The sequence below is a fragment of the Citrobacter werkmanii genome (assembly GCF_008693645.1).
GTDB lineage: Bacteria > Pseudomonadota > Gammaproteobacteria > Enterobacterales > Enterobacteriaceae > Citrobacter > Citrobacter werkmanii.
The window spans coordinates 4,475,327-4,489,977 of the sequence record NZ_CP044101.1 but is presented as its reverse complement, the minus strand read 5'-3'; the positions used below and the strand labels follow the sequence as shown (position 1 = coordinate 4,489,977).

General features: G+C 48.5%; 11 protein-coding genes and 1 other RNA gene. 6 read left to right on the top strand and 6 right to left on the bottom strand.

The window, feature by feature from the left end; all coding sequences use genetic code 11:
- Positions 1–4: 4 nt before the first annotated feature.
- Entirely contained in the window at positions 5–478 is a 474-nt protein-coding gene (gene agaV, locus FOB24_RS22055; protein WP_038634137.1) for a PTS N-acetylgalactosamine transporter subunit IIB, read from the bottom strand.
- 19 nt (positions 479–497) lie between these two features.
- A complete protein-coding gene (gene kbaZ, locus FOB24_RS22050; protein WP_263364684.1) occupies positions 498–1,775 on the bottom strand; it encodes a tagatose-bisphosphate aldolase subunit KbaZ in 1,278 nt (425 codons plus the stop codon).
- A 267-nt stretch (positions 1,776–2,042) separates the two neighbouring features.
- Here kbaZ and FOB24_RS22045 point away from each other — a divergent pair, with 267 nt between their 5' ends.
- A complete protein-coding gene (locus FOB24_RS22045) occupies positions 2,043–2,852 on the top strand; it encodes a DeoR family transcriptional regulator (RefSeq protein WP_038634132.1) in 810 nt (269 codons plus the stop codon).
- 59 nt (positions 2,853–2,911) lie between these two features.
- Here the strand turns inward: FOB24_RS22045 and garD are convergent, their stop codons facing one another.
- Positions 2,912–4,483, bottom strand: a complete 1,572-nt coding sequence (garD, locus tag FOB24_RS22040; RefSeq protein WP_038634129.1) for a galactarate dehydratase — start codon at positions 4,481–4,483, stop codon at positions 2,912–2,914.
- A gap of 406 nt (positions 4,484–4,889) precedes the next feature.
- Here garD and garP point away from each other — a divergent pair, with 406 nt between their 5' ends.
- The 5 genes from garP to rnpB all read left to right on the top strand — a co-directional run bounded on the left by garP (position 4,890) and on the right by rnpB (position 9,551).
- Positions 4,890–6,224, top strand: a complete 1,335-nt coding sequence (gene garP / locus FOB24_RS22030) for a galactarate/glucarate/glycerate transporter GarP (protein ID WP_150345468.1) — start codon at positions 4,890–4,892, stop codon at positions 6,222–6,224.
- 15 nt (positions 6,225–6,239) lie between these two features.
- A complete protein-coding gene (garL, locus tag FOB24_RS22025; protein WP_038634122.1) occupies positions 6,240–7,010 on the top strand; it encodes a 2-dehydro-3-deoxyglucarate aldolase in 771 nt (256 codons plus the stop codon).
- A gap of 30 nt (positions 7,011–7,040) precedes the next feature.
- Positions 7,041–7,931: a 2-hydroxy-3-oxopropionate reductase gene (gene garR, locus FOB24_RS22020; RefSeq protein WP_038634119.1), complete on the top strand. Its 891-nt coding sequence runs from the start codon at positions 7,041–7,043 to the stop codon at positions 7,929–7,931.
- 65 nt (positions 7,932–7,996) lie between these two features.
- Positions 7,997–9,142, top strand: a complete 1,146-nt coding sequence (gene garK, locus FOB24_RS22015; protein WP_150345467.1) for a glycerate 2-kinase — start codon at positions 7,997–7,999, stop codon at positions 9,140–9,142.
- A 32-nt stretch (positions 9,143–9,174) separates the two neighbouring features.
- Positions 9,175–9,551: RNase P RNA component class A (rnpB, locus tag FOB24_RS22010), an RNA gene on the top strand.
- Between the two features lie 895 nt (positions 9,552–10,446).
- On the opposite strand, the gene FOB24_RS22000 is transcribed toward rnpB, so the two are convergent.
- From FOB24_RS22000 to FOB24_RS21990, 3 genes are all read right to left on the bottom strand, one after another.
- Positions 10,447–11,286 carry a helix-turn-helix domain-containing protein gene (locus tag FOB24_RS22000; RefSeq protein ID WP_150345466.1) on the bottom strand — a complete coding sequence of 280 codons (840 nt, stop codon included), beginning with the start codon at positions 11,284–11,286 and terminating at the stop codon, positions 10,447–10,449.
- A gap of 478 nt (positions 11,287–11,764) precedes the next feature.
- A complete protein-coding gene (locus tag FOB24_RS21995; protein WP_190971849.1) occupies positions 11,765–12,394 on the bottom strand; it encodes a DsbA family protein in 630 nt (209 codons plus the stop codon).
- A gap of 86 nt (positions 12,395–12,480) precedes the next feature.
- Positions 12,481–14,637 (bottom strand): polysaccharide biosynthesis tyrosine autokinase, encoded by a 2,157-nt coding sequence (locus FOB24_RS21990; protein ID WP_396027586.1) that lies wholly within the window; start codon positions 14,635–14,637, stop codon positions 12,481–12,483.
- Positions 14,638–14,651: the final 14 nt, after the last annotated feature.

The window sequence follows — 14,651 nt, the reverse complement described above, 5'->3', positions numbered from 1 at the left end:
TCCCTCAGAGAAGTTTATAGAGGTCCTGGGCGGGTTCTGTGGGAACGCCCTGAACGAAGCATTCCACCCCAGCGGCTTTCAACCCGTTAAACGCCGCTATATCGGCAGCGTCTACAGAAACCGTTTTGGCGATTTGCTGCTTGCCGTTGGCATAGTGCATGTTGCCAACGTTGATACGATTAACAGGAACACCGCCTTCGACCAGACGGTAGAAATCCGCAGGCGATTTGCAGACCAGCAAAATTTTCTGGCGATCGGCGGCACGGTGAATATTGTCGATTACTTTTTGTAGTGACCAGAAGCGCACGGCAATCCCTTCCGCCAGAACCATTTCCATCAGGTTTTGCTGCACCGGATCTTCAGCCACCTCATCATTGGCGACCAGCACCAGATTTGCCCCCGCAAATCCGACCCATTGCACACCGACCTGACCGTGAATTAAACGTTCGTCAATGCGACTTAATACAATGTTTGGCATGGTATTTTTCTCTTTCTTGTTATGCGTTATGGGATGAATCACCCAGGCTGGCGCAGTGATATTGCTGCAGTATGTCCTGAATATGGTTAATGATGAGTTCTCGCGGAGTCGCGCTGAGATCTCCCTCGCGCACTTTTACGTACTGCAAGGGTAGATACTGGCTAATCAGCGGTAACGGGATCGGTTCGTCGGCCAGGTTACGTACCAGACGTTCGAATGCCTCATCAATCTGGCTGTCCGGCCAGTAGTAACGAACCCGATCTGAGTAGCTATATCCGCGGGCCAAACGGCGCGCGTTGCCATCGCCGTGATAGTGGCTCTGCCAGTACTCTGGTCGATCAAGCATCACGCTTTCCAGGACATGTCGCAGGCCTGAGCTGGCTTTTGCGGGCAGCAATTCCTCTTCAATAGCGGCTAATGAAAATAACGCTTCGCGCAGGGCAAAGGTCAGCGCCGGGCCGACTTTCAGGATCGCGAAATGATCTTTAACCAACTGGCGCAAGGACTGAGGCGTTTGGTAATCGGTAGAATGCGCTTCAAAAATCAGCGTGTCGTAGTCTTCCACCATTTTGCTGAGTGACACGGCTTTCTGCGGTTGGTAATCAATGATGTGGGTGTGGTCGAATTCGACGCCGGGTTGCACCACCAGGGCGATGATACGCGGCCAGATACCTTCCAGTCCGCGCTTTTCAAAGGCGTGATAGTGGGCCTGCAGCGTTGCGCGTGCCGCATCCGGCGTTGTTACCGCCAGTTCGGTTAATGCTTCGTGAGCGCCGCCAAGAACCGGGACTTCTGTGCCAATTACATAGACCAGGTCAGATTCACCAAAATGCGCAATACAGGTTTCTTCGGCAACTTTTGCCAGGCGCGCGGCGCGCTCAGCGACGATTTCATCCGTTAGTGGAACCGGGTCGTTAGCACAAGACATGCTGCAATCAAGGTGGATCTTTTTAAAGCCAGCGGCGACATAACTCTTGATCAGATCGTCAGCGTTGGCCATTGCTTGTTCTGCTGGCAGATTTTGCCAACGGTTTGGTCCAAGGTGGTCTCCACCGAGAATCAGCATATCCTGAGAAAAATTAAGCGAGTCGGCTAAACCGCAGACAAAACTGCGAAAATCGGCTGGTGTCATCCCCGTATAGCCGCCAAACTGGTCAACCTGATTAGAAGTTGCTTCGATCAATAGCGGTGTATGATTGGCATGGGCGTAGCGTATTGCGGCTTCCAGTACGATTGGATGCGCGGAACAAACGGCATAAATCCCGTTTGCCTTCCCCCGTTTATGTTGCTCGACCATTTTAGTTAGATGTTTCACTTTCCTCTCCAGGTCAGATAACTGCGACATCAATCTTTCGTTTTGTTTCATTTAATACTGCATCATGGTGATTTAAAAATAAAACGAAAGATAATAGTTTTCCGATCTGTTTCACAAAAGAAACGCAATGAAAGGTTTCAGCGTGAATCCGTTCGACTCTTCTCTGCTTGTGGGGCTTGCATTCGCGTAAAAGAAAGGCGTTAATAGACAAAACGAAATAAAACGAAAGAGACAACTAAAGGATTTCTTATGAGTAACACCGAGTCTTCTGCAGACAAGCGCGTTATCGGCACCAGCGAAAGGCGCGAGCAGATCATCCAGCGGTTACGGCAGCAGGGAAGCGTTCAGGTTAACGATCTTTCCTTATTTTATGGCGTCTCCACGGTCACGATTCGTAACGACCTCGCTTTTCTGGAAAAACAGGGGATTGCGGTACGCGCCTATGGTGGGGCGCTGATTTGCGATAGCACTACGCCTGGTGTTGAGCCTTCTGTTGAAGACAAAAGTTCGCTCAATACAGCGGTAAAACGCAGTATTGCCAGAGCCGCCGCAGAGTTGATTAAACCGGGGCACCGCGTGATCCTTGATTCCGGCACCACGACGTATGAAATTGCCCGCCTGATGCGCCAGCATACCAATGTGATTGCAATGACCAATGGTATGAATGTCGCTAATGCGTTACTGGAAGCCGAAGGGGTTGAGCTGCTGATGACCGGCGGTCACTTGCGTCGTCAGTCGCAATCCTTTTATGGCGATCAGGCTGAGCAATCGCTACAAAATTATCACTTCGACATGCTGTTTCTTGGCGTTGATGCTATCGACTTAGAGCGTGGTGTTAGCACACACAATGAGGATGAAGCGCGTCTCAATCGCCGGATGAGTGAAGTCGCGGAGCGCATCATCGTTGTTACCGACTCGACGAAGTTTAATCGCTCCAGTCTGCATAAGATCATTGATACCCAGCGGATCGATATGATTATTGTTGATGAAAATATTCCAGAGGAGAGTCTGGAAGGATTACGTAAGCATGGGATTGAGGTTGTTCTGGTGAGTATTTGACAAAAAGGTCGGAAAGTTTTCGAACTCCCCGACCTGTAATCGAATTTCACTTTCAGCAATCAGGTCACTGGCGCCGGGTTAAACACCGCCAGTTGATTATGCAGTCCCCACTGATCCGAGAAGGTTTTCTTACGCCCGCTGGCGACCTCGAGAATAAACTCGAACAATTTCAGACCCACGTCTTCAATGGTTTCTTCTCCGGTGGCGATGGTACCGGCGTTGATGTCCATCAGGTCAAACCAACGATTGGCCAGCTCAGTACGCGTCGCCATTTTTATCACCGGCACCGCCATCAGACCGTACGGCGTACCGCGACCGGTGGTGAATACCTGCACGGTGATCCCGGAAGCAACCTGCTGTGTACCGCAGACAAAATCGCTGGCGGGGGTCGCGGCGTAAATCAGTCCTCGTTTGGTTGGGCGCTGGCCCGGCGACAATACTTCGACGATGGCGCTCTTGCCTGATTTGGCGATTGAGCCCAGCGCTTTTTCCACCACGTTTGCCAGACCGCCTTTCTTGTTGCCCGGTGAAGGGTTGGCGCTGCGGTCAGTCTTGCCCATATCCAGGTAGTTATCGTACCAGGCCATCTCTTCGAGCAGGCGCTTACCTACTTCTTCGTTAATCGCGCGCGGGGTAAGAAGATGGATAGCATCGCGCACTTCGGTCACTTCCGAGAACATCACGGTCGCGCCGCAGCGTACTAACAGGTCGGAGGCATAACCGACTGCCGGGTTGGCCGTGACGCCGGAAAAGGCATCGCTACCGCCGCACTGCATACCGACCACCAGTTCTGATGCCGGGCAGGTTTCACGTTGGCGTTGGTTGAGCTTTGCCAGATGGCGTTCTGCCACTTGCAAAATATCAGCAACCATTGATTGGAAGCCGACGTGCTTTTCATCCTGTAAGCTGACGATGCTGGCGCTGTCGACCGGGATACTTTTTACATCGTGAGTCCCTTCCAGCAGTCGCTCTGGTTGCAGTTTTTCGCAGCCGAGGCCAATAACCATCACTTCACCGCCAAAGTTGGGGTTCAGCGCAATATTATGGATGGTGCGAATCGGCACAATGGCGGCCGGAGCGTTAATCGCCACCCCGCAGCCGTACAGGTGATTAAGCCCCACCACGCCATCGACATTCGGGTATTTGGGGAGCAGATCGCGCTCAATGATTTTCACCACATAATCCACCACGCCCGCTACGCAGTGTACGCTGGTGGAGATGCCGAGCAGATTTTTGGTGCCGACGCTGCCGTCTGCATTGCGATAGCCTTCGAAGGTATAACCCTCAAGAGGCGGTAGCGGCTCCGGTACTTTGGTCGCCAGCGGCAGCGTCTCCAGCGGCGGGGCCTTGGGCAGCTCAACCATGGATTCATCAATCCAGCTACCGCGCGGGATATCGCGAACGGCATAGCCTATCACTTCGCCATAACGCACAATTTCGCCGTGAACAGGAATATCGCATAGCGCCACTTTATGACCCTGGGGAATATGTTCAATCAGCTCCAGCCCATCCGGAAAACGCGTCCCGGCTTTCAGGCCATTGTCATTGACAATAATCGCCACATTATCTGTTGCGTGAACTTTAATATAAAACGCCGAGGGCGATTCTTGTCTGATTTCGATGTCGGCCATTGTCCAGTATTCTCCAGCAAGGTGGTAATAATAGTGTGGGTATTTATATTTTGAATCTAATTATCAGTAATAAATATTCGGTATCGTGAAATAAGAATGTCAGGAGTTTAAAATTAAGAATGTGATCATGATCACTTAAACTCAGCAGGACCGTACCACCAAGGGGATTAATCAGTAAATGTGTGCATTAGCGCCCATGCGTGTGTGCATATGCCCAAAATATTATTTTAACAACGCGTAATTAGTGAGCGTCTGCACAATGATTAACGTTGCTCTGCTGATTATACTAAATCACGGTTTCATAACGTCTGATAAATTATTATGTGTTTTTATTATCGGTAATTTATCACCAGGGATAGCTAACAAATAATAATAAAAACATTTTTATGTGCCCGAGGTAAATAGAATGATTCTGGATACAATTGTCGAGAAAAAGAAAGGTACACATACCCGCTATTTAATATTACTGATAATTTTTATTGTAACTGCCGTTAACTATGCGGACCGTGCGACGCTGTCAATTGCCGGCACGGAAGTGGCGAAAGAGTTGCACCTCAGCGCCATCTCAATGGGGTATATTTTTTCCGCCTTCGGTTGGGCTTACCTGCTGATGCAAATCCCCGGCGGCTGGCTGCTCGATAAGTTCGGCTCGAAGAAAGTCTATACCTGGAGCCTGTTCTTCTGGTCGCTGTTTACCTTCCTGCAGGGCTTTGTGGACATGTTCCCGCTGGCCTGGGCAGGTATTTCAATGTTCATCATGCGCTTTATGTTGGGCTTCTCAGAAGCACCTTCCTTCCCCGCCAACGCCCGTATCGTAGCGGCCTGGTTCCCGACCAAAGAGCGCGGTACGGCATCCGCGATTTTTAACTCCGCACAGTATTTTTCCCTGGCGCTGTTTTCGCCGCTGCTCGGCTGGCTGACCTTCGCCTGGGGCTGGGAGCACGTCTTTACCGTGATGGGGGCGATTGGTTTTGTGCTCACCGGGCTATGGATAAAGTTTATTCATAACCCAACCGATCACCCGCGTATGTCGCAAGAAGAGCTGAAGTTTATCTCTGAAAACGGCGCGGTCGTAGATATGGACCATAAGAAGCCGGGCGATGTGAAGTCAGGTGGTCCTAAGCTGCATTATATCAAGCAGTTGCTGACCAACCGTATGATGCTTGGCGTGTTCTTCGGACAGTATTTTATTAACACAATTACCTGGTTTTTCCTTACCTGGTTCCCGATTTACCTGGTACAGGAAAAAGGTATGTCGATCCTCAAAGTTGGTCTGGTGGCGTCTATTCCGGCGCTATGTGGATTCATTGGCGGCGTGCTGGGTGGGGTGTTCTCTGATTATCTGATTAAACGTGGCTCCAGCATCACCCTGGCGCGTAAGCTGCCGATTGTGCTCGGCATGCTGCTCGCATCGACCATTATTCTGTGTAACTACACCGATAACACCGCTCTGGTAGTCGCGCTGATGGCGCTGGCGTTCTTCGGCAAAGGCTTCGGGGCGTTGGGCTGGCCGGTGATTTCCGATACCGCGCCGAAAGAGATTGTCGGCCTGTGTGGTGGCGTATTTAACGTATTTGGCAACGTGGCCTCCATTGTTACTCCGTTGGTGATTGGGTATCTGGTGAGCGAGTTGCACTCATTTAATGCCGCGCTGATGTTTGTAGGGTGCTCAGCGCTGATGGCAATGGTTTGCTACCTGTTTATTGTCGGTGACATTAAACGTATGGAATTGCAGAAATAAACAAAGGTATAGGCGATGAATAACACGATTTTCCCGAATAAGTTTAAAGCGGCCCTCGCGGCGCAGCAGATTCAGATTGGCTGCTGGTCTGCATTAGCCAGTCCAATCAGCACTGAAGTTTTAGGTCTGGCGGGTTTCGACTGGCTGGTGCTGGACGGCGAACATGCGCCGAACGATATCTCGACGTTTATCCCGCAATTGATGGCGCTTAAAGGTAGCGCCAGCGCGCCGGTGGTACGTGTGCCGACCAACGAGCCGGTGATCATTAAGCGTCTGCTGGATATCGGGTTTTACAACTTCCTGATCCCGTTTGTTGAGACCGAAGAAGAGGCGGTGAATGCGGTGGCGTCAACTCGCTATCCACCGGAAGGTATTCGCGGCGTGTCCGTATCCCACCGCGCCAATATGTTTGGCACCGTGCCGGACTATTTTGCGCAGTCGAATAAGAACATCACCATCATCGTGCAGATCGAAAGTCAGCAGGGCGTTGATAACGTTGATGCAATCGCGGCGACCGAAGGCGTTGACGGTATCTTCGTCGGCCCCAGCGATCTGGCTGCGGCGTTAGGCCACCTCGGCAATGCGTCCCATCCCGATGTGCAGAAAGCTATCCAGCACATTTTCGCCCGCGCGAAAGCCCACGGCAAACCCAGCGGCATTCTGGCCCCGGTAGAGGCGGATGCGCGGCGTTATCTGGAGTGGGGCGCGACGTTTGTTGCCGTCGGCAGCGACCTTGGCGTGTTCCGTTCAGCCACGCAGAAACTGGCTGATTCTTTTAAGAAATAACCACCATCGACAGTAGAGAGAGATAAAGACATGACAATGAAAGTTGGTTTTATTGGCCTCGGTATCATGGGTAAACCAATGAGTAAAAACCTCCTCAAGGCAGGTTACTCGCTGGTGGTTGCTGACCGTAACCCGGAATCCATTGCGGACGTGATTGCCGCAGGCGCAGAAACCGCCGCCACGGCGAAAGACATTGCCGAGCAGTGTGATGTGATCATCACCATGCTGCCGAACTCTCCGCATGTGAAAGAGGTGGCGCTGGGCGAAGGCGGCATCATTGAAGGGGCGAAACCGGGGACGGTACTGATCGACATGAGTTCCATCGCACCGCTAGCCAGCCGTGAAATCAGCGAGGCGCTGAAAGCGAAAGGTGTGGATATGCTGGATGCGCCGGTCAGCGGCGGCGAGCCAAAAGCGATTGACGGTACGTTGTCGGTGATGGTCGGCGGCGATAAAGCGATTTTCGACAAGTACTACGATCTGCTGAAAGCGATGGCGGGTTCCGTGGTGCATACCGGCGAGATTGGCGCAGGCAACGTGACCAAGCTGGCTAATCAGGTGATTGTGGCGCTGAACATTGCGGCGATGTCTGAAGCGCTGACGCTGGCGACTAAAGCGGGCGTGAATCCGGATCTGGTGTATCAGGCCATTCGTGGCGGACTGGCGGGCAGCACCGTACTGGATGCGAAAGCGCCGATGGTGATGGACCGCAACTTCAAACCGGGTTTCCGCATTGACTTGCATATTAAAGATCTGGCCAATGCGCTGGATACCTCGCATGGCGTTGGCGCTCAGTTGCCGCTGACGGCTGCTGTCATGGAGATGATGCAGGCGCTACGCGCAGATGGGTTGGGCACCGCCGATCATAGCGCGCTCGCCTGCTACTACGAAAAACTGGCGAAAGTGGAAGTCACTCGCTAACAAGAAGGGCGCGGATGCGCGCCCTGTATTTCTTGCCTTGCGCGGCACTTTCAGGCTACATAACTATGAAAATCGTAATTGCCCCAGACTCTTATAAAGAAAGCCTTTCTGCCACCGAGGTGGCTCAGGCAATAGAAAAAGGATTTCGGGAAATTTTTCCCGATGCGCAATATGTGTCTGTTCCGGTTGCCGACGGCGGCGAAGGAACGGTCGAAGCCATGATTGCCGCCACGCAGGGGAATGAACATTCCGCGTGGGTGACGGGGCCGCTGGGCGAAAAAGTGAATGCCTGCTGGGGCATGTCCGGGGACGGTAAAACCGCGTTTATAGAAATGGCGGCAGCCAGTGGTCTGGCGCTGGTTCCTCCTGAAAAGCGCAATCCGTTAGTCACTACGTCGCGCGGTACCGGGGAGTTGATTTTGCAGGCGCTGAACAGCGGCGCACAAAGCATCATTATCGGCATTGGCGGTAGCGCGACCAACGACGGCGGCGCAGGTATGGCGCAGGCGCTGGGGGCGAAACTCTGTGATGCCAACGGGACTGACATTGGCTACGGCGGTGGTAGCCTGATGAGTCTGAACGCCATCGATATCTCGGGCCTGGATCCTCGCTTAAAAACCTGTTCAATTCGTGTGGCCTGTGATGTGACCAATCCACTCACCGGCGACACTGGCGCTTCACGTATCTTTGGCCCGCAGAAAGGGGCAACGGAAGAACGTATTCTCGAACTGGACCGTAATCTGTCTCACTATGCTGACATCATTAAAAAATCGCTGCGGGTCGACGTGAAGGACGTTCCCGGCGCCGGTGCGGCTGGTGGGATGGGCGCAGCGTTAATGGCTTTTTTAGGCGCGGATCTGCGCAGTGGGATAGAGATTGTGACTCAGGCGCTTAATCTGGAAGAACATATTCACGATTGCACGCTGGTAGTGACTGGCGAGGGGCGGATCGACAGCCAGAGTATTCACGGCAAAGTGCCGGTAGGTGTGGCGAATGTCGCGAAGAAGTACCACAAGCCAGTGATTGGTATTGGCGGCAGCCTGACGCATGATGTGGCGGTGGTGCATCAATATGGTATCGACGCGGTGTTTAGCGTATTGACCAGTATCAGCACACTGGAAGAGGCGTTCCGTGGGGCATTTGATAATATTTATCGTGCTTCAAGGAACATTGCCGCCACGCTGGCGATAGGAATGCGCAGTGCGGGGTGACATTGCCCCGCAAACCCTCTATACTGCGCGCCGAAGCTGACCAGACAGTCGCCGCTTCGTCGTCGTCCTCTTCGGGGGAGACGGGCGGAGGGGAGGAAAGTCCGGGCTCCATAGGGCAGGGTGCCAGGTAACGCCTGGGGGGGAAACCCACGACCAGTGCAACAGAGAGCAAACCGCCGATGGCCCACGTAAGTGGGATCAGGTAAGGGTGAAAGGGTGCGGTAAGAGCGCACCGCGCGGCTGGTAACAGTCCGTGGCACGGTAAACTCCACCCGGAGCAAGGCCAAATAGGGGTTCACAAGGTACGGCCCGTACTGAACCCGGGTAGGCTGCTTGAGCCAGTGAGCGATTGCTGGCCTAGATGAATGACTGTCCACGACAGAACCCGGCTTATCGGTCAGCTTCACTCTTTATAAAACCCCGCTTCGGCGGGGTTTTTGCTGTATGGGCAGGCTAAATGAATGACTGTCCACGACGCTATGCTCAAAAGAACGCGGCTTATCGGTCAGCTTCACTCTTTATAAAACCCCGCTTCGGCGGGGTTTTTGCTGTATGGGCAGGCTAAATGAATGACTGTCCACGACGCTATGCTCAAAAGAACGCGGCTTATCGGTCAGCTTCACTCTTTATAAAACCCCGCTTCGGCGGGGTTTTTGCTGTATGGGCAGGCTAAATGAATGACTGTCCACGACGCTATGCTCAAAAGAACGCGGCTTATCGGTCAGCTTCACTCTTTATAAAACCCCCGCTTCGGCGGGGTTTTTGCTGTATGAGCAGGCTAAATGAATGACTGTCCACGACGCTATGCTCAAAAGAACGCGGCTTATCGTTCAGCTTCACTCTTTATAAAACTCCGCTTCGGCGGGGTTTTTGCTGTATGAGCAGGCTAAATGAATGACTGTCCACGACGCTATGCTCAAAAGAACGCGGCTTATCGGTCAGCCTCACTCTTTATAAAAACCCCGCTTCGGTGGCTCTTTATTTTGTATAATAAAAAATTGGTACGACAATAGATAATTTCTCTTTTCTAACTTTATTTTTTACACATAATCAAGTGTTGGCTGTTAAATTAATTATATCGTTTCTTAGCTTCCGTAATGCTATAAAATAATCTTTACCATCATCATGATTAACCAGACATTCATTGAGTTTCGCTGAAATCCATGATAAAGATGTGTGCTCAATTTTTTCATTGTTCAGATATTTCAAAAAAAATAATATATCAGCACATTCTATAAAACCATAGTTCCTGACAATATCCATAATATATTGTTTATGCATTAAATAACCTCTTCTATTTTTAGCTATACTACAGGGATAAAATAATCACAAGATATTGTGCCTGGACTTGCATCATCTATATATTTTAAAATCTCAATGTCTGATTCCTCTCGTCTTTTTAATCCAAGTTTAGGAAGTACATAATAATAGACGCTCCTTGGGAAGTATATATATTCATTGAGGCTGCCATTAAATGAAAATTTTATATACTTACCATTTTCAGATGTGAATACCTCATCGGTTGATATCAACCGATCATTTTTAGCGTGAAAACCTAAGAATGAGTTAACGCTCAGTTGGTGATCTTTCTGAGGGTGAGGAGAAAAAGTGCTGCTTATAAATAAATCAGACTGATGTTTCCTCATTATATCAATGATCTTTTGATATCTGATGATGGTTTCATGTTCTCTAATGAAATACATTTGCTGCTCAAAACTAAAGCGGTATCCATAGTATTTTTTTGATTCTAAAATGCAATACTCGAATTTTATTTCAGGTATGTTTTCTGGCTGAATCGGAAGCTGTAAAGCTTTAAAATCCCACTCTCTGGATTTTCGATACTGGCGAGGGGAATATCCGAATGATTTACTGAATTCTCTGCTAAAGGATTGCTGGGAATCGAATTTCAATTGATATGCGATATCCATTATCTTGAGGTTTGTTAATCGTAGTAGAAAAGCAGCGCGACAAAGCTTTCTTTCTCTAATATATTTTGCCGGGGTTAGGTTTGTATACTGCATAAATATGTTTGATAAGTGTTTAATAGTATAGCCACTAATATTTTCAAGTGTTGAACTGCAGATCTTTTCGTCGATGTTATCCTCGATCCAATGGATGATATCAGCAAGAAATTTCTTTTTCATAGGCTCTTGGCTAAACAAATCTTAATTTAAATAATACCCAAAATAAATTATTTGCTTGAAATTTATTCAGTAATAAATGACGGGTGTGAGTATTGATTAGATCTTGCCAATTGTTGATGCTCACAGTATTAGATGCAATTATTAACGCTGTTTCGTCCAGTACGAGTTTGTCCGTGTTGGTTTACGCAATGTAAAGCGTGATATAAATAATACGGCTAAGAACCCCTCTGCTAACTTATTCATTGTTAATCGGTGATTTGTTAATATAAATTCGAGATTTGCTGATTATTATAGCGCATAGGAAAGTAAGATGATTTAAGTTTGAGCTATAGAATTAGTTATAAGAGCTATAATATTATAGCTTCGGTGTGGACATGAATTTTTTCTCTTTCGACTGATACAGTTTTGTTGCAGATTGATCAGGGTTAGCAAAAAGATACGACATTGAATTGCGAATCTGTCGTATCTTTTGTTATCACTATGTTTTACCCAGAAGCAAAGCCTTCACGATTTGAGCAACGGTAGCGCCATACTTATCTGGAGATGTTTCTCCTGTCCCGTTGTTATTTAAAATGTATTTACCATTAACATAGAATGATGGTGTGCCTTGAACCTCAAAACTTTGGGCTGCGTGTATCTGTTTTTGCGTTAGCGCTTTAACCGCAAAACTGTCTTTTGCTGCATCGTATTCTGTGGCTGAAATTCCTGCGTCAATAAATACCTGGCGAATATCTTCCTCATTGCGCAAAGATTTTTTATCCTGTACGGCAATAAATAGAGGATGCTCAACCTTGTCTGTTACTCCTAATGCCATTGCAACCGACCACGCTGTTGTCAGATTTTGTCCCAGACTACCCATCGCGCCAACATGGTACTTTTCAACTTTTGTCCCTTCAGGTAGTACCTGGTTTATGGCCTCACTCACTTTATATTCACGAGAAAATGCCATGCAGGGTGGACAATAGAACGAAAAAAACTCGACTACCATAGGTGCTTCTTTAACTGGTCTTTCCATTCGTGAATATTGTTGACCTTCCGCAATAGGAAAAGCGCTAACGCTAAAGGTACAAAATGTCAGAACAACAAAGGAAAATATTTTTTGTATCATGCTTGCTCTCATATCGTTAGTATAAATATGTAAAAAATAATAGGTGTTTGCATTAGAACGAACAGCATATTTCTATTGAGACGGCGCTAAGGTGTGGTGTATTCATATGCGTAGTAATTTGCATCTTCCCTTGTGATACCATTAAGAATAACGCCTTTCACGTTTATTCCATTTTGCTCAAATTTTCGCAGGCATCGGTTCACCTGTTGCAAGCTATCCTGATTTGCGCGCGTAACCACCAGACAAGTTCCTGCCTCGTACCCGGCGATGATTGCATCCGCAACCGCAAGAACCGGAGGGCTGTCGACGATCACCATGTCATATTCATTGTTTGCCCATTTCAATAGCTGCTTAAATCGCTCGTTGGCCAGAAGATCCACAGGACTGGAAAGTAATGTTCCACGGGTAAGTATATCGAATTGGCCTTTCAGACAATGTTGGATACTTTCCGTTAACGTTGCGTTTCCACTTAGAAAATCAGAGAGGCCATTTTTGTTGTCAACGTTGAATAAAATATGGGTGTATCCACGCCGCATATCGGCATCAATAAAAAGTACGCGCTGGCCGGACTGAGCAATAACAGCCGCAAGGCTGCTGCTGATAAATGTTTTACCGCATCCCATTGTTGCGCCAGAAATCATCAGCACTCTGTTCGGTGTCTCCTTCATGATAAAATGTAGCGTGGTACGCAATCCGCGAACAGCTTCTATGGAAATATCAGCTGGCTCTTCAAATGCCAGACAAAATCCTGGCGACGTATCTCGTCGGAAGAAGTTCACGATTGAAGACCTTTGCTGATGCCGATATTTTTTTTCCAGCGATTTAGACACCGGCACGGTTGCCAGCACATGAACTCCCGCATTTTCTAATGTTTCTGATGATTCGATCCCACGACGCAGGGCTACGCGAGCAATAGTCAGACCTGATGAAGTGATCAGACCAAGCATCATCCCAAGCATGATAATCAATGCTTTTTTAGGTTTAACCGGTGAAGGCCAGGTCACTGCGGGATCGATAATGCGCACATTCCCCACGTTGCTGGAGCGGGAGATGTTGAGTTCCTGCTGACGGCTTAGAAGCTGTAAATAGATCTCTCTCCCTGTTTCAACATCACGGCTCAACTTCAGAACTTCTTGCTGAGTGGATGGCATTGCAGATATACGCTTGTTAAGTTTGTTCTTTTCCTGCACCAACGTTTGGCGTTTATCGAGTAATGCGCGATAGGCTGGGTGACTTTTCTTATAAAGTTGCGAGATCTCTGCTTCCCGGAAAGTTAACGCGTTGAGTTGGTTATCTACGTTCACCATCTGTTCAAGTACCGTTTTTGCTTCCAAATTGAGATCAACAGAATCCTGTTGCTGTCGGTAAACGTTAAGTTTGCTTTCAGCATCATCCAGTTCAGACTGCACTTTCGGCAACTGGTGTTGTAAAAAAGCCAGACTGTTGGCGTCGCGGGCTGCCTGACGATTGATATTCTGCTGAACGTAGTTGTTCATTACCGTATCGAGAATGCGTGCGATTTCATTTGGGTTATGTCCCGTGATACGAAGTGCGATCATTCCGCTCTCTTTACCCTGTTGGGACACGTCAATTTGCTGTTGCAAATTGCTGATAGCTTCCAGTTTACTTATTTCACGGAGCTTGAATCGAGAGCCAGGGACAGCATGTATGTTGCTAACTTCGATGATGATATTCTCTTTCTTCAGTCGCTCTCCAACCTTACCCTCTAAAGAAAAGTTTGTTCCTTGTAGATGAAACAATCCCTTCTCTTGCACTGTAAGAATAACCTCCGAGTTTTGATCGTTAGTCTGCGGCAAACTGAGATCTTGTATTGTAATTTTTGCTGATGATTCTCCCTTCAGCTTCGCCCAGAGGTATCCTGTGACAGGAAAATAAATTTGCTCCGATTGTATTCTTAGATTGAGATCATCAACTGTTTTTCCCAGAATCATTCGTGACTTAAGCAACTCAATTTCAGCTGATACAGTAGATGTGTCGGTTGGTAAAACATTCTTCAAGCGGTTCAAAAATGCCTGATTTTGCTTTTGCTCAACCTGAATTAGGGCATCTGCTTGATACACAGTGGGAGATAAAAATGCGTATAGTGATGCAGCCAGGGTAAAGGCGATGGTTATGCAGAGGATTATTTTCCATTGCAAAAATAATGTATGCAGTAGCTGGATAAGATCCAGTTCTTTTTCCGCCGAGGAAGTACGCGGATATTTCGAATTCTCATTCAAGATTAAACGGTCCTTTT

Coding starts and splice junctions, on each gene's coding strand:
- FOB24_RS22045 (WP_038634132.1), top strand. CDS start 2,043: ATGAGTAACACCGAGTCTTCTGCAGACAAGCGCGTTATCGGCACCAGC.
- kbaZ (WP_263364684.1), bottom strand. CDS start 1,775: ATGGTCGAGCAACATAAACGGGGGAAGGCAAACGGGATTTATGCCGTT.
- FOB24_RS21995 (WP_190971849.1), bottom strand. CDS start 12,394: ATGATACAAAAAATATTTTCCTTTGTTGTTCTGACATTTTGTACCTTT.
- garD (WP_038634129.1), bottom strand. CDS start 4,483: ATGGCCGACATCGAAATCAGACAAGAATCGCCCTCGGCGTTTTATATT.
- FOB24_RS22000 (WP_150345466.1), bottom strand. CDS start 11,286: ATGAAAAAGAAATTTCTTGCTGATATCATCCATTGGATCGAGGATAAC.
- agaV (WP_038634137.1), bottom strand. CDS start 478: ATGCCAAACATTGTATTAAGTCGCATTGACGAACGTTTAATTCACGGT.
- garK (WP_150345467.1), top strand. CDS start 7,997: ATGAAAATCGTAATTGCCCCAGACTCTTATAAAGAAAGCCTTTCTGCC.
- garR (WP_038634119.1), top strand. CDS start 7,041: ATGACAATGAAAGTTGGTTTTATTGGCCTCGGTATCATGGGTAAACCA.
- garP (WP_150345468.1), top strand. CDS start 4,890: ATGATTCTGGATACAATTGTCGAGAAAAAGAAAGGTACACATACCCGC.
- garL (WP_038634122.1), top strand. CDS start 6,240: ATGAATAACACGATTTTCCCGAATAAGTTTAAAGCGGCCCTCGCGGCG.